The organism is bacterium (genome assembly GCA_026416715.1).
Taxonomy (GTDB): domain Bacteria; phylum UBP4; class UBA4092; order JAOAEQ01; family JAOAEQ01; genus JAOAEQ01.
On record JAOAEQ010000027.1, the window covers coordinates 1 to 20,297 of the forward strand.

The 20,297-nt window shown below is 37.4% G+C and carries 19 protein-coding genes, 1 tRNA gene, 1 rRNA gene and 1 pseudogene; 16 read left to right on the forward strand and 6 right to left on the reverse strand.

The window, feature by feature from the left end:
• Window positions 1–296, reverse strand: a 16S ribosomal RNA gene (locus N3A72_10650); the annotation flags it as partial.
• Window positions 297–1,260: 964 nt separating this feature from the next.
• Here N3A72_10650 and N3A72_10655 point away from each other — a divergent pair.
• Entirely contained in the window at window positions 1,261–2,916 is a 1,656-nt protein-coding gene (locus N3A72_10655) for a glycosyltransferase family 39 protein (protein ID MCX7920043.1), read from the forward strand.
• Window positions 2,917–3,512: 596 nt separating this feature from the next.
• Here the strand turns inward: N3A72_10655 and N3A72_10660 are convergent.
• Together N3A72_10660 and N3A72_10665 are read right to left on the reverse strand one after the other, a co-directional pair.
• Window positions 3,513–3,617, reverse strand: a pseudogene (locus tag N3A72_10660) (prepilin-type N-terminal cleavage/methylation domain-containing protein).
• A 150-nt stretch (window positions 3,618–3,767) separates the two neighbouring features.
• Window positions 3,768–4,445: a type II secretion system protein GspG gene (locus N3A72_10665; protein MCX7920044.1), complete on the reverse strand. Its 678-nt coding sequence runs from the start codon at window positions 4,443–4,445 to the stop codon at window positions 3,768–3,770.
• A 271-nt stretch (window positions 4,446–4,716) separates the two neighbouring features.
• Between N3A72_10665 and rpsU the strand changes: the two genes are divergently transcribed.
• The 14 genes from rpsU to N3A72_10735 all read left to right on the forward strand — a co-directional run bounded on the left by rpsU (window position 4,717) and on the right by N3A72_10735 (window position 17,186).
• Window positions 4,717–4,920, forward strand: a complete 204-nt coding sequence (gene rpsU / locus N3A72_10670) for a 30S ribosomal protein S21 (GenBank protein MCX7920045.1) — start codon at window positions 4,717–4,719, stop codon at window positions 4,918–4,920.
• A 157-nt stretch (window positions 4,921–5,077) separates the two neighbouring features.
• Window positions 5,078–5,590, forward strand: a complete 513-nt coding sequence (locus N3A72_10675; protein MCX7920046.1) for an adenine phosphoribosyltransferase — start codon at window positions 5,078–5,080, stop codon at window positions 5,588–5,590.
• Window positions 5,591–5,718: 128 nt separating this feature from the next.
• Window positions 5,719–5,795: transfer RNA gene (locus N3A72_10680), tRNA-Arg, on the forward strand.
• 90 nt (window positions 5,796–5,885) lie between these two features.
• Entirely contained in the window at window positions 5,886–6,608 is a 723-nt protein-coding gene (locus N3A72_10685) for a tetratricopeptide repeat protein (protein MCX7920047.1), read from the forward strand.
• 19 nt (window positions 6,609–6,627) lie between these two features.
• Complete coding sequence (locus N3A72_10690) at window positions 6,628–7,998, forward strand: S41 family peptidase (GenBank protein MCX7920048.1); 1,371 nt, start codon at window positions 6,628–6,630, stop codon at window positions 7,996–7,998.
• Window positions 7,999–8,209: 211 nt separating this feature from the next.
• The gene (gene ade / locus N3A72_10695) at window positions 8,210–9,922 is read left to right on the forward strand and encodes an adenine deaminase (protein ID MCX7920049.1); all 1,713 of its coding nucleotides are present in this window, start codon (window positions 8,210–8,212) and stop codon (window positions 9,920–9,922) included.
• Window positions 9,923–9,974: 52 nt separating this feature from the next.
• Window positions 9,975–11,033 (forward strand): BMP family ABC transporter substrate-binding protein, encoded by a 1,059-nt coding sequence (locus N3A72_10700; GenBank protein ID MCX7920050.1) that lies wholly within the window; start codon window positions 9,975–9,977, stop codon window positions 11,031–11,033.
• A 101-nt stretch (window positions 11,034–11,134) separates the two neighbouring features.
• Complete coding sequence (locus tag N3A72_10705; GenBank protein MCX7920051.1) at window positions 11,135–12,637, forward strand: ABC transporter ATP-binding protein; 1,503 nt, start codon at window positions 11,135–11,137, stop codon at window positions 12,635–12,637.
• Between the two features lies 1 nt (window position 12,638).
• A complete protein-coding gene (locus tag N3A72_10710) occupies window positions 12,639–13,115 on the forward strand; it encodes a small multi-drug export protein (protein ID MCX7920052.1) in 477 nt (158 codons plus the stop codon).
• 51 nt (window positions 13,116–13,166) lie between these two features.
• Entirely contained in the window at window positions 13,167–14,237 is a 1,071-nt protein-coding gene (locus N3A72_10715) for an ABC transporter permease (protein MCX7920053.1), read from the forward strand.
• A gap of 234 nt (window positions 14,238–14,471) precedes the next feature.
• Window positions 14,472–14,681, forward strand: a complete 210-nt coding sequence (locus N3A72_10720; GenBank protein MCX7920054.1) for a cold-shock protein — start codon at window positions 14,472–14,474, stop codon at window positions 14,679–14,681.
• Window positions 14,682–15,022: 341 nt separating this feature from the next.
• Entirely contained in the window at window positions 15,023–16,303 is a 1,281-nt protein-coding gene (gene serS, locus N3A72_10725) for a serine--tRNA ligase (protein MCX7920055.1), read from the forward strand.
• Between the two features lie 2 nt (window positions 16,304–16,305).
• A complete protein-coding gene (locus N3A72_10730; protein ID MCX7920056.1) occupies window positions 16,306–16,755 on the forward strand; it encodes a response regulator in 450 nt (149 codons plus the stop codon).
• Between the two features lie 50 nt (window positions 16,756–16,805).
• Window positions 16,806–17,186, forward strand: coding sequence for a response regulator (locus N3A72_10735; GenBank protein MCX7920057.1), 381 nt, complete (start codon window positions 16,806–16,808; stop codon window positions 17,184–17,186).
• A gap of 28 nt (window positions 17,187–17,214) precedes the next feature.
• Here N3A72_10735 and N3A72_10740 read toward each other — a convergent pair whose 3' ends face one another.
• Together N3A72_10740 and mtaB are read right to left on the reverse strand one after the other, a co-directional pair.
• A complete protein-coding gene (locus tag N3A72_10740) occupies window positions 17,215–17,580 on the reverse strand; it encodes a histidine triad nucleotide-binding protein (protein MCX7920058.1) in 366 nt (121 codons plus the stop codon).
• Between the two features lie 21 nt (window positions 17,581–17,601).
• Complete coding sequence (gene mtaB, locus N3A72_10745) at window positions 17,602–18,903, reverse strand: tRNA (N(6)-L-threonylcarbamoyladenosine(37)-C(2))-methylthiotransferase MtaB (GenBank protein MCX7920059.1); 1,302 nt, start codon at window positions 18,901–18,903, stop codon at window positions 17,602–17,604.
• Between the two features lie 277 nt (window positions 18,904–19,180).
• Here mtaB and N3A72_10750 point away from each other — a divergent pair, with 277 nt between their 5' ends.
• The gene (locus N3A72_10750) at window positions 19,181–19,990 is read left to right on the forward strand and encodes a hypothetical protein (protein MCX7920060.1); all 810 of its coding nucleotides are present in this window, start codon (window positions 19,181–19,183) and stop codon (window positions 19,988–19,990) included.
• An 88-nt stretch (window positions 19,991–20,078) separates the two neighbouring features.
• On the opposite strand, the gene N3A72_10755 is transcribed toward N3A72_10750, so the two are convergent.
• Complete coding sequence (locus N3A72_10755) at window positions 20,079–20,261, reverse strand: Rho termination factor N-terminal domain-containing protein (protein MCX7920061.1); 183 nt, start codon at window positions 20,259–20,261, stop codon at window positions 20,079–20,081.
• Window positions 20,262–20,297: the final 36 nt, after the last annotated feature.

The window sequence follows — 20,297 nt, forward strand, 5'->3', positions numbered from 1 at the left end:
TCTTCGCCTTGGTGAGCCGTTACCTCACCAACTAGCTGATAGGCCGTAGGCCTCTCCTATGGCGATAGCTTGCACGCAGAGGCCATCTTTGGTCCCGAAAACTTATGTTTTCAGGATATCATCTGGTATTAGCCCCGCTTTCGCGAGGTTATCCCAGTCCATAGGGCAAGTTACCTACGTGTTACTCACCCGTTCGCCGCTTTACTCATCCCCTTGCGGAGACTTTCTCGCTCGACTTGCATGTGTTAGGCACGCCGCCAGCGTTAGTCCTGAGCCAGGATCAAACTCTCCAAGATAAATTGGACTGCAACGTTATCGTTGCAGAATAAGTTTGTCTCTCGCTCAAATAAACTGAACAAATTAACTTTGTTCTACTCAAACTGAATCAACGTTTGGGACCGTATATTTTCCATCCTATTTAGTTTTCAAAGACCAACCGGATTAAACAAACTTATCCGATTAAAGTTTAGCTCATTTAGTGAGCCGAGTTAAATATTATATCACAATATTATAATTTGTCAAGAGGGAAAATAAGAAAATAACAACTTTTTTTGAAATTATTTTTGGCAGGTTACAGCCTGACGCTTTGTAGTATTTCCCTATGTATATTCTTACTAAAAATTATAATCTAATTCAGTCTTCTGTGTCAAGTGTTTTTTTGATTTTTGATTATTATATTGAGTGATATTTTAGAAAAAGAATTAGCTTTTTTCAGGTTGTCCTGTCGTCATATATTAGTATTGAATTTTACGCAATTAGCGTTATTTTCAAGTTAAGGTACAATAAGAACCATTTCTACTAGGAAACGAGATTCTGACAATTTATCAAAATTCGTTACTTGAATTTGTCTTCTGTGAAAAACAATTCGACGTTGTTATAAATATAAATATTTAATCAACATGGAAAGATTCAAATTTGAATTTAGCTAATTCAGAACCGAATTCAACATATTGATGTCACTGACGGTAGATTGTCTATCTCTGTCACCTTAAATTTTTCACCACAGGAGCAAAGTTCAAGGTCAATCAGGTATAATGATGGACTTAAACCCGAATTGATCTGATCAATTCGGGTTCCTCTCTAGATTTACAATTGTAAAAAATACAATGAACTTAAAAAATATAATCTGGTAGCTTATATTTGAAAATGACTGTAGTTGAAAAAATAACAACAATATAATCTTTCTTTGATTTTCAATAAGTAGTCGTATTAATAAAAAATATTTTATAATTATATAATTATTAATTTTCAATCTTTTCTATGATTTGGCGTAAAATTTCTATCCAAATTATTCATATTATCTTCATAATAATCCTAGGCATCAGTTCATTTATTTGGGCTATTAAAGCTGGAGAACGTGGTTTTTTCCCCTTTGACCAATCGATAGTTTTCGATGGCGGATATCGAATTCTTTCCGGTCAAATTCCGTTTAAAGATTTTATTCTTCCCTTTGGACCTACTACCCTATGGATTCAAGCGATATTTTTTAAATTATTTGGTATTAACTATTTTTCATATATTTTAAACGCTGCGGTTATCAATGTTTTAGCTACACTAGGAAGTATATTGATATTATATTTTCTTTTCCCAAAGCAAAAATATCTTGCCTATCTATGCGGTATAATCACCTTGTTTTGGTTTCAACCGCCATTCGGTACTCCTTGGTTTGAACAAACCGCATTTTTCTTTGCTATATTATCAATTATAACCTTATTAGGTTCTATGTTATATAACAGATGGCGAAAGGAATATTCCTCTTGGGGGATGTTTATTTCCGGAGTAAGCGCATTTCTTTCGTTTCTAAGCAAACAAAACGTTGGATTGTCTATGTTTTCTGTGTATTTGTTATTTCTGTTGTTTCCCTTAAAGATTGGTTGGAAACAGAAAATTAAGCATACTCTGTTTTTTTTAACAGGTGTACTATGCGGTATAGTAATATTTACTTTCTGGTTATGGCGATATGCTGATATATCGATTTTTATGAATTACTTTTTTATTATTCCATTGAGACTCGGTATCTCACGCTTGGGGAACTTCAAAACAGACTTTTTCCCGCCATTTGATTTCGCGCCGAAAGAACATACTTTTATTTCGCTTATTACATTTAGTAGTGCCACTTATATCATTTCACTACATTGGTATAACTTACATCGAGGAAAAAAATATTTTACGAGAGAAATATATGCAGGTTTACTTGGAATCGGATTACTAATCGCACAATATTTATTTACTCATACGACTAATAACCAACCGGAAAATGGCGCTCCCTTTATTGGGATAATCGCAGCTATTGGTATTGGATTATGGTTACGAATATCATCCTCCTTACAATTTCGGAATATTCTACCACAAGAATTTAAACGAACCGGAGTTACTATTAGTATAAAACTAATTCTAGGATTAATCCTATTGTGGCTGGTAATTCAAGGTATATCTGTTGGATTAAACCGCAATGTACATGATGTATTCACTAATTCAAAATTTCCACATTATTGCGTTGAAGATAAATTATCCATACTACGTTGGGGAAATCCTACCCATATCTATGGCAGACTGTTAAAAGAAGAGGATTTTGTATATCTGCTTAATTATCTCAAACAGCAGAATAAATCAGTATTTATCTTTCCGGATTATACAATAATTTATGGATTACTGAATCTACCATCTCCACAACCCGTATTATGGTTTCATAAAGATTTGACCTATTCCTTATCATTGAAACACAATGAGTTAGACAACTGGATAGTTAATGATTTGAAGAAAAATGGCGTAGAATTAGTCGTTTTAGAAGATATATCTTGGCTAGGAACAAACTCTCGATTAGATGATTTTCCGTATTTAAAACAATACATAATAGCTAATTTTAAGTTAAGCAATCAAATTGGGATGTTTTATATTTTTCATAAAAAGGTATAACTCTAAACATCAGCCATAAATTTTAAAAGTGCGTATATTAAATCACGAACAAAGACTACCTCGTTCGTTCCTTTTAGACCGAATCTATATGTTCAAGGTAAAAATCTGATATACTCGTTTAATAGAAACTATTGGTTAAATCCCGCTCGACCAACACCATACTTCTGGGTACGATAAATATCACCATTACTAACCGTTCCATTTGATGGGTCGTAATATTGATTTTCTGCTGTTTCCGAATCCCGATCCGGACCAAGTGACCATAACCGCCACATTCCATCACCTTCGGTCCCTTGTGGATAGGTAACCGTAGCGTTTCCTCCACGCGTCGCCCAATTTACATACCGATATCGTTCACCAATTCGTTCAGTTGAACCACCAGGATTTCTCAACACAGCAAAAGGATCATAGAGTTTATTACTTGTAATATATGTAATCGGTGTACTTATGGCATTCGGCAAATAGAATGGCCATGCTGGAGGCCAACCTAAAAAATCTAGCGGATAAAATGTATTATCTACATAATACGATTCAAGTGCCGTAGCAATTGTTTGGTGCTCTTTTTTAACTTGAGATACTTTTGCTCGAGTCTGTGCGGCGAGAAAGTTCGGTATCGCTATCGCAGCGAGAATCGCAATTATCGCTACCACAATCAGCAACTCAATTAACGTAAACCCAAAATTCTTTTTGTTAAGTTTCATTTTAATTCACCCCCTATACTTTTAAAAATAATTTGTTTTAGATATGTAGGTTCTGTATGGAAAGATTAAAATCCATTGGACGGATAAATTAGTAAAAAAAAAGGAACGAATACAAAAGTATTCGTTCCTTTATCAACCTTTGAAAAAATTTTATTCCACACCCATGTCTGTTAGTGAACCGTATTCCGTTCTATGGTCAGCTTCTTTCTGCGAACGAATCACATCACCCCAACTCATCGTGCCATTGGTTGGATCGTATAGAAGCGCATTAGCATCCCAAACATATTGCGGCGGAATAGTCACGCCTTTATAGATCAACCCTGCATAAGGACCTGCGGTGCCATCCGGTCCGCAAGAAGATAACCGCCATTTACCATAATTCCACCGACCTTTTTTAGCCGACTCTCGACCAACCAAATCTGGCCAGTTAGCTCCGTATCGGTTATCATAGTGCCCATTTACTTCACAATCATAATTGATATACCGATAACGGTCCCCAGGATACATCCCACCATAAATTCCAATCGGTCGCATTAAATCTCGAAGCTTACCACTGGCAATATACGCTACCGGCGTACTGATACAATCCGGAACATACCATGGCCAACCACCACTGTGTAATATCAAATCATCCGGATATGCCGTGTTATCTACATAATACGCTTCCAACGCCGTGGCTAACGATTTCATCTCACCTTTCGCTCGGGTTACCTTTGCTCGAGTCTGTGCGGCGAGAAAGTTCGGTATCGCTATCGCAGCGAGAATCGCAATAATCGCTACCACAATCAATAACTCAATTAACGTAAATCCAAAATTCTTTTTACTCATTTATAACTTTCACCTCCTTTACTAGAAAATCAAAAACAATAAAAATGTAATTACATTTTTACACTATATAAAATAACACAAAGTAAAGAATATCGTCAACAAAAAGTTACATAATTATTGAGATTTATATACCAGTTTATTATTTATTCTGATAACTATTAATATTAATTGACAAAAAAGCTGAATTCTAGCTATAATCTATACATAAATTATATATCATCATAAGTATATAGTGATAAGGATAAAAGAGAGAATAGGGGGTGGACTATGGATGCCAGAAGTTAAAGTGATGGACAATGAAACTATCGATAAAGCATTGCGTCGGTTCAAAAAAGAATGCGAAAAACAGGGGTTAATGCAAGAACTTAAAAAACGCGAATACTACGATAAACCTAGCATTCGTAAAAAGAAGAAACAAATCGCTGCGTTACGGAAAAAACAGAAACGACACTATTCGAGTCGGTTTGAAGCTTAGAATATATAAACATTTTAAATTTACATAGGTTAGGTCATTCCGCACCGCATATTAGGACTGGACAATTTTACTATCCATGAAACAACAATAGTCTTATCTTATCGAACTTATCCAAATACACTGTGTGGGATGACCTAACTCTTTTTATGGTATGCCACTGAATTTAGTCCAATATATTCGTGATTTACCGGATTGGCCGAAACCCGGAATTATTTTTCGCGATATTACTCCTTTATTAAAAGATAAAACTGCATTTGCTGCAGCAATTAACTGGATAAGTGAACCGTATTTACACCAACCGGTAGATTTAATTGTCGGCATCGAATCCCGTGGATTTATTTTAGCGAGCGGAGTTGCGTATCGTCTCGGGGTTGGCTTCGTTCCAGCTCGTAAACCTGGTAAACTCCCTTGGAAAACGGTTACCGCATCATATCAATTAGAATATGGAACTGATAGTTTGCAAATTCATCAAGATGCAATCGAACCGAAACAGAAAGTGGTCATCATAGATGATGTTCTAGCGACTGGCGGAACATTAAGCGCAACTATTGAACTAGTTAATAAGTTGCAAGGTGAAATCGTTGAAATTGTCACGCTAATTGAGTTAACCTTTTTACAGGGACGACAAAAATTAGGAAATTATCCTTATCGGTCATTGATAAGGTACTAGCGCACTATACCCCAATAAATTCCAAGTTCCAAGCATCAAACTCCAAACAACACCCTGAAAGACTAGAACTTGGAATTTGCAATCTATTGGAATTTTGGAATTTGGATTTTGGAATTTCGATGTATGGTGCGCCCGTAGCTCAGTTGGATAGAGCAGCGGTTTCCTAAACCGCATGCCGGGGGTTCAATTCCCCCCGGGCGTTCCAAATCAAAGGGAAATTGTTTATTTTTATTTGTTGTGATTTTAAATCTATATTTTAATTATCTTATCAAGAGGAGTTTATACCAAACGACTTATGGCCGATGCAAAACATATAAAACTTGATAAAAAAACTTTGAAAAAAAACGAATTAGCAATTTTTGTTGACCATGCCATTCGATACACCCGAACTCATCCAAAACAAGTCATTATCCCGGTCGTTGCAACGGTAGTTGGGATACTTCTCATTTATGCAAGTATTTCCTATTTCAAAGAACAGCAAAAATCTGCTGAATTAAGCCTGTTAGAAGGGATTCAATTCTATCACAATGCATTTCAGAGCCAAGACCGAGCAACGCAGACAATTAATTATACTCAATGTATTGAAAAATTTAAATCGGTTTCAGAAAAATATTCCCGAACCAAATCAGGTCAATATGCCCGACTCTATCTAGCCGATGTTTATTTTCGCTTGAATAGAACTGACGATGCTATTAATACTTACCAAGAGATTCTAAAAAAGTCGCCGCGCGGATTTATCGCTGCATGGGCACAATTATCACTTGGCTATATCTACTTAAACCGGCACGATTTCCCAAAAGCCATTGCAGCGTTTGACCAGTTGGTAAACCATCAGCCAGATAGTTTTTTAATTTCAGAAGCTTTAGTTCAACTCGGAAAGAGCTATGAACAAACCGGAAATTTAATGAAAGCGAAAGAATGTTACAATCGCGTAATAAAAACCTATCCAAATTCAGGTTGGGCAGCTGAAGCTTCCAGTCGGCTTGGCGTATTAGCTAATCTAAAACCTAATGGATAAGAAAAGTGAGAAAATTTCTATGAACAAAACCTTTTTATCTCGGGCGTTAAAAATATTCGGACTCGTAGTTCTTATCTTAGTTCTTAGTCTCTTATTAAGCAGTGGATTTTCAAAACCAAAATCTGCGCAACAAACCGAGTTATATGAGAACCTCAAACTGTTTAGTGAAGTACTCGCTCGTATCCAATCGAATTATGTTGAAGAAGTTCAGCCGAAAGAACTGGTTCGTGGAGCGATTCGCGGTATGTTACGCACGCTCGACCCGTATAGCCAGTTTATGGAACCCGACCAATTAAAAGAACTAGAGATTGACACTCGGGGCGAATTTGGCGGGCTGGGTATTCGAATAACAATTCGGGATGGTTGGTTAACTGTAGAATCACCGATAGAAAATACACCGGCATTTCGTGCGGGGATTAAAGCCAACGATCGCATTGTTGAAATTGATGGAAAGAGCACTGAAGGAATTACACAAGAAGATGCGGTAAAAAAACTGCGCGGTCCGAAAGGAACCCAGGTAACATTAAAAATCGCTCGAGAAGGGCAGAAAGATTTATTAACATTCACCATAACTCGCGATATTATTAAACTGGAAAGTGTTCGTGGAAAACTTATTACCGATTCTATTGGATATATCCGTATCACTGAATTTCGCGAAAAAACACCGGAGGATTTAAAACGAATCTTAACGCAATTGGAAAAGGAAGGAATGTCCGCAATCATATTAGACCTTCGATATAATCCTGGCGGTTTGTTGAAATCAGCGGTTGCCGTTAGCGATTTATTTCTTCCCGCAAACAAGATCATTGTGAGTACCCGTGGGCGTGCTCCTGGACAAGATAGCGTATATAAATCTACGGATGAACAACCGAAATTTTTGAAATATCCGATAGCTGTTTTGGTTAATGAAGGAAGCGCGAGTGCTTCAGAAATTGTCGCTGGTGCTTTACAGGACTGGAAACGAGGTGTCATTATTGGTCCTAAAGGAAAACGAACTTTTGGAAAAGGTTCAGTCCAATCGGTAATGGATTTAAGTGGTAACTGTGGATTACGGTTAACCACCGCAAAATATTATACACCGAGTGGAAAAAGTATTCATCGGACTACATCAGAACCGACAACAGGTGGTATTGTCCCTAACATTGAAGTAGAAGTTCCGCCAGAAGTTGAAATGGCACTAATGGCACAGGGAACCCTTGGAGATTTAAAAGTTCCAAAAGTTAAAATTGAAAATGAAAAAATTATCACCGAAAAAGAAATGGTAGAAGATGTCGAACTCGTTCAAGCGATTAATATTTTGAAGGCTTCTGATTATTTTCGGAACATAAATTCGGGGACAACTTTCCCCGAACAAACTATCGCTTCGGATACAGGTAAATCTAAAATATAATGAATACTTGTATTAACAAGTTCCCTAATAACTAAGGAATATTCACATCATAGTGTTAGATTATACTTAAACGGTGACAGGTTAGTTATGTGATTCTCACGCGATTAGCATATCTATGGTATATGGATATCTATGATATTGCACAACTACACCTGGAATTATATCACTTCACCCTGAATTAATTTATTTATTTTAACTTCATTCAATTGTTATGAGTATAGAAACGTTAATTAGTGTTAGCAAAGGCGATATTCCAGCAGATATTGTTCTTAAAAATGGTCAGATAGTTAATGTATTAACCGGAGAAATATATCCGGCAGATGTCGCTATCTTCCAAGATAAAATAGCAGGTATAGGGTCTTACCATGGTAAAGAAGAAATTGATGTTACTGGAAAATATATCGCTCCAGGTTTTATTGATGGCCATCTGCATCTCGAAAGTTCTATGGTAACCGTTTCGGAATTTGCGAAAGCGGTTGTCCCCCACGGAACTTCAACGATTATCATTGACCCGCATGAAATAGCTAATGTTCTCGGTGCAGAAGGTATTTTATATATTCTTAAATCAAGTAAATATAATCCGATTAGTGTGTACATCATGCTTCCCTCATGTGTGCCAGCGACGCATCTCGAAACCGCTGGTGCGGAATTAAAAGCAATCGATTTATTTTCGTTTTTTAATGATAAATGGGTTCTGGGACTTGCAGAGGTGATGAATTACCCCGGAGTTCTTCTCCAAGATAGTGATGTGTTAGATAAACTTAAAATTGCGGGACAGAAACGAATCGATGGACACTCACCTGGTTTATCTGGAAAAGAGTTGAATGCCTATATCGCTGCCGGAATCGCCAGTGACCATGAATGTACTACCGTTGAAGAAGCGCGCGAAAAACTTCGGTTGGGAATGTATGTTATGCTTCGAGAAGGAACGGTAACAAAAAATCTCCGCGATTTACTTCCGCTGGTTACCCCCTATAACGTTGACCGATTAATGTTTGTTACCGACGATCGAACACCCTTTGATTTGATGACCGAAGGCCATATAGATTCGATGATTCGAGTTGCTATAGAGATGGGAATACATCCGGTGTTAGCAATTCGGATGGCAACGATTAATACAGCGAAATATTTCAAATTAGGTCAACTTGGAGCGATTGTGCCGGGATATATTGCTGACATTGTTGTTATTGATGATTGGAAATCATTTACCATAAATATGGTCTTTAAACAAGGGAAAAAAGTGGCAATGAATGGTGTTTGTATTGTTCCGGAAACACCACGACCGCCGGTGCATGTGCGCAGTAGTATTAATGTGAAATGGCTTTATGAAACGGATTTCAAAATTCCTGCTGGAAAAGGAAAATGCCGCGTCATCGAACTTATCCCTCATCAGATAACGACGCGACAAAAACTTGTTGAACCAAAACTCGAAAATGGATGTGTCGTCGCAGATACAACCCGGGATTTATTAAAGTTAGCGGTCATCGAACGACATAATGCTTCCGGTAACATTGGACTCGGATTACTGCATGGATTTGGATTGAAATCAGGCGCGTTAGCTACCAGTGTCGCACATGATTCGCATAATCTTATTGTGGTTGGAACTAATGATACAGATATGCTGACTGCAGCGGTGCAAATAATAAAAATGCAAGGTGGATTAGTTGTTGTTAATAACCAACAAATTATTGAATCACTTCCCCTACCAATTGCTGGGTTAATTTCACCACTACCACTACCTGAGGTTAAAAATAAACTTGCTGCGGTGAATCGTGCAGCAAAATCGCTCGGAGCACTACCGGAAGACCCATTTATGACCTTATCATTCTTAGCATTGCCCGTTATACCAGAACTAAAATTAACGGATAAAGGATTAGTCGATGTAACCAAATTTGAATTGGTTAGTCTTTTTATTGATGCTTAACGGTAGAGATATGTAATGTATCAAATCCTGTAATAAAGGGGAACTATATCTTATGGTCAACAAATATATTTCTTGGTTAATTATCGCAGTATTATTGATGAGCTTCTATGGTTGTTCCAAAACCCCGGAACCGGCAACTTCAGGTTCAGAAAAAATGAAAGTAGGATTGGTTTTTGATATTGGCGGCCGCGGTGATAAATCGTTTAACGATTCAGCATATGAAGGATTAGAACGCGCACGAAAAGAACTGGGAATCGAATATGAATATCTCGAAACCCCCCAAGCGACTGACCGCGCCACCCAACTCCGCCAATTAGCACGGAATCCGGAAATAAAACTTATTTTCGGAATCGGTTTTCTATTTACTGACGATATCAATGCGATTGCAAAAGAATTTCCGGATAAAAAGTTTGCCTGTGTAGATTATACCGTTGATCCAAACAAAGAAATTCCTCCCAATGTGGTTGCACTCAAATTTAAAGAAGAAGAAGGCAGTTTTTTAGTGGGTGCACTAGCAGGATTACTAACCAAAACCAACAAAGTCGGGTTTATCGGTGGAATGAAAATCCCATTGATTGAAAAATTTGAAACTGGATATAAAATGGGCGTTAAATATGTTAATCCGAAATGCGTTGTTTTTGCTAATTATGCTGGATTAACCGGAAACGCATTTAAAGACCCAACTAAAGGAAAAGAACTAGCTCTAGCTATGTATGATAACGGAGCTGATATTATCTACCATGCTTCAGGGTCAACCGGTCTAGGTGTTTTTGAAGCCGCGTTTCAAAAAAAGAAATATGCTATCGGAGTTGATGCTGATCAATTCCAAACTGCACCAAAAGAAATGCAGGAAGCACATACTATCCTCACTAGCATGGTCAAACGAGTTGATGAAGCCGTGTTCCAAACCATCAAATCCGTTCAAGAAGGACAATTTCATGGGGGAGTACACACCTTTGATTTAAAATCGAATGGTATTGACTATGTTTACGATGCAAACAACCAATCACTAATTCCACCAGCTGTTCATCACCAGGTCGAAATGCTGCGTGACAAAATTATCAAAGGTGAAATTGTCGTTCCAACAACGTTAAAAGACTTGCCAAAATAGATTCATGGTATAGGTATTTGGTACTCGGTATTTAGCATTTGGTACTTAGTACTAGATACTTGATACTCGTATCTTCATTCATGCTTTCTCCAATAGTACAAATGCGCCAGATAACAAAACGGTTTGGTTCAATTATCGCGAATGATGCTGTGGATTTGGACATTGTACCGGGAGAGATCCATGCTTTGGTTGGAGAAAACGGCGCTGGGAAAACTACATTAATGAACATACTCTATGGATTACTCCATCCAGATTCCGGCTCAATCTATATCAAAAACAACTTGGTTACTTTTCATAACCCGAACGATGCCATCCGTCAAGGGATTGGTATGGTGCATCAACATTTTATGCTCATTCCACCCTTTACGGTAACGGAAAATGTTATTTTAGGTAACGAACCTCGCCGGTTTGCTTATATGCTCAATAAGCTATCAGCTCAAGCAAAGGTTAAAACAGTATCAACAGAATATGGGCTCCAAATTGACCCGGAAAGTAAAATTTATCAATTGGGTGTAGGACAAGCACAGCGAGTAGAATTAATTAAAACGTTATATCGAGGAGCAGAAATCCTTATTCTTGATGAACCAACTGCCGTTCTTACTCCACAAGAATCTGATGAACTGTTCTCTATTCTTCAACAATTTAAACAACAAGGAAAGACGATTATTTTTATTACGCATAAACTTAATGAAGTAATGGAATTAAGCGACCGGATAACCGTTATGAAATCGGGGAAAGTGGTTGGACGTCTAACAACACGTTCAACCACGAAAGAAGAAGTAGCACGATTAATGGTCGGTCGCGAAGTGTTATTCCATATTCAGAAACCACCGGCGAAACCTGCTGAAATTGTATTAGAACTTGAAAAAGTTTCCGCGATTAATTCCCAAAAAATCACGATATTAAAAAACATATCTTTTACATTACGTGCTGGCGAAATTCTTGGTATTGCTGGTGTTGAAGGAAATGGTCAAACAGAACTGATCGAATGTATCACCGGATTACGAAAAATCCATTCTGGCTACATTCGGTTTTTAAATGTTAACATTACGAATTTACCTACCCGAAAAATCCTACAACTTCCGATAGGACATATTCCCGAAGATAGGCTTAAACGCGGATTAATTCTAGATTATACAATTTCAGATAATCTTATTCTAGGTCGACATTGGGAGTCGAATTTTTCACATCACGGCTTCCTTAGATTAAAAAACATTGAAGATAATGCGCAGAAGCTTATGCGTACTTACGATATTCGACCTACGAACCCATATTTTCTTGTTCGGAATCTATCCGGTGGTAATCAGCAGAAAGTGGTTATTGCTCGGGAATTATCCCGGTTGCCAAAACTGTTAATTGCCGCTCAACCAACCCGGGGATTAGATATCGGTGCAACTGAATATATACATCAGCAGCTGATTGATGCACGAACTCAAGGTGCGGGGATTCTTTTAGTTTCAGCCGATTTATCAGAAATTTTATTGTTATCAGACCAAATTGCGGTGATGTATGAAGGAAAAATTGTTGGGATAGTCCCAGCCGAACAAACCGATAGTCGCCAATTAGGACTTATGATGACCGGTGTTCTCCAAGCAGAGTCATAATATGAAAACTTTAATTTCCTATTTGACCGCATTGTTACTGTATATATTCTTTAGTCGAGCGGTATCTATTCCCGCAGCGTTAGCTCTGCACATTCGCACTTGGGTCGTGTTTCTCGCCGTATTTGGGTTGGATTTGCTACAAATTCCGTTATTTTTCCGTTTATATGAAAAAGAAATTCCTAAAATTCCGATATTGAACCTATTAACCAAACGATTGCCAACAAAAGAACAATTTGAAAAAAGTAGAATCAGAAAACTAGCTCAATCATTTGGTGGTCTAGGCGTCATATTAGTTGCAGCTATGCCGACTTGCGGCGGTGGCATGTGGACAGCGGTACTTCTAGCGCATATCTTAAAACTAAGTCGGAAACAAAGTTATACAATGCTCGCAATAGGTAGTTTTATTAGCTGCGTTATTTTTACCATCGGATTCGGTTTTATCTTTAAGATATTACATATCATCCCAAGATTGTGGTGATGGTGCTTATAAATCGATAGTTGTATACCCGAACGATTTATTATCTATAACATGAATAAAAAAATGATTTTATCTAGCCGAATTGTGTCCGATTTCATTGTCCCGATTGTTGCCGTATTGATATCGTTGGGAATTGGCGGAATTTTTATATTAATAATCGGAAAAAATCCGGTGTTAGTTTATCAACTATTACTTGAAGGAACATTCGGTACAATTAAGACGGTAAATTGGTATGGAATCGGTCAAGTTTTATTCAATGCAACGCCATTAATTTTCACAGGACTTTCGGTGGCAATTGCATTTCGTGCAGGCCTATTTAATATCGGCGCTGAAGGACAATTATATCTTGGCGCTTTTTTAACTGCAATAACGGGAGCTATGTTCCCTACCCTTCCAAAAATTATTTTACTGCCAATATGTATTGTAGTTGGCTTTATTGGTGGAGCTATCTGGGGATTCATTCCCGGATTACTGAAAGCGAAACTTGGTGTTCACGAAGTCATTAATACCATTATGCTAAACTTCATTGCGGTCGCTTTAGTTGCGTTTCTCGGACAACATTATTTTTATTTGGATCAAACAGTTCATACAGCTGAAATTTTACCTTCGGCAAGATTACCTCGACTCCAGAACTGGCTCCCTTTTTTCCAAGGTTCTTTAGCAAACACAAGTTTACTGCTCGCAATAGGTTGCGTATTTTTGCTCAAAATTCTCTTATATAAAACGAAGTACGGTTATGAACTTCGCGCGACAGGATTATCTCCGAGTGCTGCAGAATGTGCCGGAATTAATGTCAAATATATCATCATATCTACTATGATGTTAAGCGGAGGACTATCAGGTTTGGTTGGAACTAACTTTGTTCTTGGATACAAATATTTTTTTGAAGATGGTTTTTCTTCCGGAATAGGATTTATGGGAATTGCCGTCGCTTTATTAGGCAGAAATCAACCGTTTGGTGTTTTTTTCGCCGGGTTATTATTTGGTACTTTAAGTCACGGTGGATTAGTCATAAATTCGTTAGTACCGAAAGAGCTTATTGAAGTATTACAGGGTATCATTATTATTACGGTCGTTTTAAGTTCACAATTATTCTGGAAATTATTACGAAAATATTGCTAAAATTAATCATATACCGCTTTTCAAGTTTTAACGAAGAGATACTGAATGATAAAATTAGCTTGACAAATATTGACTGTCTTGGTATATTAAATACGGCAACGGGTATTAGCAGTGGATTGTTTTATTTTGCATAATATTATTTCGCTTAAATACAAAACCATCTTATTGTCATGAAACTTTGAATGACTTGAAAGATGGTTTTTTATTTTCTATCAGAAAGGAGGTACGATACGCGTGGCAGATCGAGTTAAAGGGCGAGTGAAATGGTTCAATGACCGAAAAGGTTACGGATTTATTGCGCAAGATAATGGTGAAGATGTTTTTGTCCATTATTCTGCTGTGCAAGGCGACGGATTTAAAACCCTTGCTGAAGGACAAACTGTAGAATTTGAAATTGTTAAAGGGGAAAAAGGATATCAAGCGATCAACGTAACCAAAGTTTAATCATTGACTATACCCGAACATAGCGATCACAGGGTAAGTTTCGGTAAGGCAAGTGGTAATGAAATATCAGTATTAACTCAGAGGATAATTTAACCTATTTGAGTTAACCCTAATTTTATTCTGTAAATTGTCTAAGTAGTTTTGTTCGTTGGTTAATCCGTATAGAATTACTTGTAAATATCCTGATGCTGGGTAGGCTAGTAAATTAGGATTTCAGATGTGTTAAATAAATTAGGGTTTTTTTATTTATAAAAATTTAGCGGGTTAATTTATTACTATTTGACTAATTTCTCATAACATCATACAATTTTTAATTATTTAGTAATTATCAGATATTCATTATGCTCGATATTAAGTTTATTAAAGAGAATCTTGATAGGGTACGGTTTGGTATCGCTAATAAAAACCAATCGGTAGATTTAGATACGTTATTATCCCTTGATGAACAGCGACGCAAACTCTTGGTCGAGGTGGAAACTCTTAAAGCATTACGGAATAAAACCTCGGAAGAAATTTCGATGTTGAAACGAATGAACCAAGATACAACTGAAAAAATCAACGCAATGCGCTCAGTATCCGATACTATCAAACTGCTTGACGAAAAAGTTCGTCTAACAGAAGCGAAACTTGAACAGTTACTTTTAACTGTTCCGAACGTACCTCATCCAACTGTTCCGATTGGAAAAGATGAACGCGATAATCAAGAGATTCGGCGTTGGGGAGAGATTCCGCAATTCAACTTTGACCCGCTGCCACACTGGGAACTTGGCGAACTCCACGATATACTTGATTTACCGCGTGCGTCGAAAATCGCTGGTGCTCGGTTTCCGCTTTATAAAGGATTAGGTGCTAAACTTGAACGCGCATTAATTAACTTTATGCTTGACTTGCATACATCCCAGCACGGGTATAAAGAAATTTTTCCGCCGATTCTCGCTAATGAGCAAAGTATGACCGGAACAGGGCAATTACCGAAATTGGAAAATGAAATGTTTAAATGTGAAACGGATGGATTTTATCTTATCCCCACGGCAGAAGTTCCGCTAACCAATATCCACCGAGATGAAATTATTGATGGAGCAAGTTTACCGCTGTATTATACAGCATTTACACCGTGTTTCCGTCGTGAAGCTGGAGCGGCAGGAAAAGATACCAGAGGACTCATTCGAAACCATCAGTTCAACAAAGTCGAATTAGTTAAATTTGTTAAACCAGAAGAATCATATAATGAATTAGAAAAGCTCGTCGCCGATGCAGAAAAGGTGTTACAATTACTCAACCTACCTTATCGTGTGGTATTATTATGTACAGCCGACTTGAGTTTTGCCGCTACAAAATGTTATGATATTGAGGTATGGATACCAAGTTCGGGAACGTATCGTGAGATATCGTCTTGTAGTAATTTCGAAGATTTCCAAGCACGCAGAGCAAATATTAAATTTCGCCGCAATCCAAAATCAAAGTTGGAATATGTCCATACATTAAACGGTTCAGGGTTAGCTATCGGCAGAACTTTTGTTGCTATTTTAGAAAATTTTCAACAAGCAGACCGGTCTATTTTAATTCCGCCGGTATTACAACCCTATATGAATGGTTGTACAGCTATTACCTTAGAAAAATGATTATGGCTAAAAAACGAATCCTTATTGTTGATGATAACCCAGATATTATCCGAATACTTGAAACTCTCCTCACAGAAAAGTATGAGGTGCTCACTGCTGCTGATGGAATGGCCGGGTTAGAAAAAGCGTTTAAATATCAGCCGGATTTAGCGATCATTGATATTATGATGCCCAAAATGAGTGGGTATCAACTTGTAGAAAGTATGAAAAAACATCCGCAGATGCAATCTATTCCAATAATATTCTTGACTGCAAAAGGTACTCCGGTAGAAAAAGAGTTCGGATTAAAAAAAGGTGCGACAATTTACATGACCAAACCATTCGACCATATTGAACTTCAGCAAACCATAGAGATACTTTTAAAATTTGGTGCAACTGAAAAGAAAACCCGACCGGATATTGAGAAGGTCATAAGTGAAGAGTCCACCAAAAAAGATGTGGAATGGAAGTAATATTTCAAATTGGGAAATTGAAATTAGAAATCGTATAGTATTTCTAAACTATGATTAAAGTTTTAGCAATTGATGACCAATATGATAACCTAGCTATCATTCAGATGAGTTTGCATCTTGAAGGATTTGAAGTAATAACTTGCGATAACGGGCGGGAAGGAATTGAAAAAGCAGAGTTGGAACAGCCGGACATTATCCTATTAGACATGATGATGCCGTATATGGACGGCTTTGAAGTATATCAGCAGCTTAAAAAAAAGAAAACTACCAAAAATATTCCGGTGATTATGCTTACCGCAGTTGATCAGCCGCAACATATGGAAAAAGCAAAAAAAATGGGAATGGAAGATTATATTACGAAACCATTTGACCCGCTCAATCTCGCTACTCGTATCCGCTACTTCCTTGATAAAGCGAAAAAGCAAACCTGAATCCTTTTATTCATTTGGTAGTCAATTTTTAACCGGGAGGCCAACCTAACTGCCGTCCGCCAAGGAGATGCAGATGAATATGAAATACTGCCTGACCCGCATCGCGATTGCAATTGAATACCAATCGAAACCCTGATTCGGCTATACGTTCGTCCTGTGCGATTTTATTGGCTACTAACACCATCTTACCGAGTAAACGCGCATCCGATTCTTGTGCTTCTAAAACGGTTGGAATATGTTTTTTAGGGATAATGAGAATATGCACCGGCGCTTTTGGTTGAATATCTTTAAACGCAAGTAGGTCATTATCTTCATACACTTTTTGTGAAGGAATTTCTCCGTTAACAATTTTACAAAAGATACAAACTCGTTCATCATGGAATAATTTACTCATAGAATTGGTTACCATCCTTCCCTAATGAGATTTTCTTCCTATTAATATCATTCCTCTCATATGTTCAATTGTAACTGAAATCAGCTGGTTAAACAAGGTTGCATCTCCCGGGAAATTCACGCGAAGATACTGGTTTGTTAATCCAGTTAAAAATCCGGTCTTGTTATCTAGTTTTTCTTCTACTAAAACATCAACTGTCTTCCCGATCCATTTTTTTCTGTATTCACTGGCAACTTCCTCTGCGAGCTGAATAAGCTGGCGTACGCGCTGTTTTGCAATTTGGCTATCAATCTGATTTCCCATCATACTCGACTTGGTTCCCGGACGAACAGAATATCGAAACACATGGGTTTTTGCAAATCCAATACGGCAAAGCATTTCTATTGTTTGTTGAAAATGTTTTTCAGTTTCACCAGGAAACCCGACGATGATGTCGGTAGTTATCGCAATATCAAAAATACATTCCCGAATACGATTGATCATTTCTTCATATTGCTGAACAGTATAGGTTCGTTGCATTGCGGATAGAATTTCATCACTTCCGCTTTGTAGCGGAATATGCAGATGGTGACATAATTTCGGTTCAGTCCTAAACACATCCAATAATGCGGGTAACTCTATATCCATCGGTTCGAGTGATGATAATCGAATCCGTTTAATTCCATCAATCGCAGTTAATTTTGAAATGAGCGTAGATAAATTGCTTCCTGGAGTAGCATAGTTATCTTTACCATAGAGACCTAATCTAATTCCTGTTAAAACAATTTCTTTATATCCTTTTTGCGCTAATAATTCAACTTCATGAATAATCTCTTGCTCCGGTCTGCTTCTCGGTTCCCCGCGGACTTTGGGAACGATACAATATGCGCAATACCCATTACATCCATCCTGAACTTTTATAAATGCTCGGGTATGGCCAGCAAACTCTGATATCGATGTTAATATTGTTTTAGCAGGTTTTTGATACATCCCGTTTCTCTGACTAATCAATTCGATGATTCGTTCTTGTTCCCTATTCCCTAAAACAAACGATACTTTGGGTAATTGTTTTAATTCTGCAGGATACAATTCCGCAGAACAGCCAGTAACGATAATCTCTGCTTGCGGATGATTTCGTGCAATTGACCGAATTAATTGTCGAGCTTTACGGTCGCTATCAGCCGTAACCGTGCAGGTATTAATGACATAAAGCTGTGCTTCTTCATGCGCTTTTACTTCTTTCCATCCGGCAGCAATAAATGCCGCACGCAGCCGCTGGGTATCGTACTGATTTACTTTACAGCCAAAAGTATAAAATGCAATGGTATTATTTTTTGTAATCATAAATTCTATTAATTATTTTAACGTAATATGAATTGAATAAACTAATAAATCAGCGGAGTTTAAGTGTGTCGCAATTTAAGTAATTCTCAAAACTCTTAAATAGTACGCTACGGTGACGCCGCCTGGTTGGCGGTATCAATCAATCTTATAATCAAAAATAAAACATTTCTTCTACACTCAAATCTATAATTCGTTATTATTCGTTTTCTACCTTGAAAATTCAAGACTTATATCATAGAATTTTTTATCTTTTATATGTGAAAAGGAGAAAAATAGTATGAATACAACAGAAATCATGCAACTTGCGTTAGATTTAGTCGGATATAAAGAGATTCCATGCGATAGTGAAATTTATGTTGCTGGTGAAAATATCAAGAAAATCGCTATTGGAATTGATATGGGCGTCCCTGAATTATTGTTAGCAAAACAGCTCGGTTGCGATTGTGTTATCGCCCACCACCCACAAGGAAACCATGCTGTGGTGAATTTTGCCCCGATTGTCTTGCGTCATATAGACTTTTTAACTAACGCTGGAGTACCGCATTTTGTTGCAGAAAAAGTCGTACAGAATCTCTATCAAAAATCTATAGTTAATAACCATATGCAGAACTATGACCATAAGCCGTCAATAGCTCGATTGTTAAATATGCCGTATATGAATATTCATAACCCCTGCGATGAACTCGGTCGCCGTATTATGCAAAATCAGATTGATAACTCGTTAAAATCAGATTCAACGGTGGCGGATGTAATTAGCTGTTTAATGGAACTGCCTGAATTTCAAAAAGCCGTGACCAAAATTGAACTTCGACTTGGAAAACTAACCAATCTTGCGGGAAGAGTAGTGGTGGTTCACGGTGCAGGAACGAACGGGGGTTATGAAATTGCAAAAACTTATTATCAATATGGCATATCTACGGTCATTTATATCCATATTTATCATGAGGAGTTAACCAAATTGCAAGCGGAAAATATCGGGAATTTAATTATCACCGGTCATATTGCCAGTGATGCGGTCGGAATAAATCCGTTCATTAAGGAACTAGAAAAACATGGATTAGAAGTTATCCGGATGAGTGGACTATAATTGTAGATTATTGATTCCAAATCTGAAATAAATCAATAAAAAAACAAATTGTTATGCAATATCGTTTCATTAATTACAAGCCGTTTGCTTATTTCAGACAGTCTTCCCGCCATAAACAATTCAACTGATCGCAATAACCTTGTGCGGTTCCGAAACAATCGAAATTCCCTTCCGCTTTTTGAATCATCCGGATGATTTCAGCTTTTGTTTGTCGAGCGGCGAGTTTGATGCCTTTATCTTTTGCAATCTTGCGAACTTCATTAATCGTCATACATTTCCCCCCAAATTCTATTAGATAATTATTATA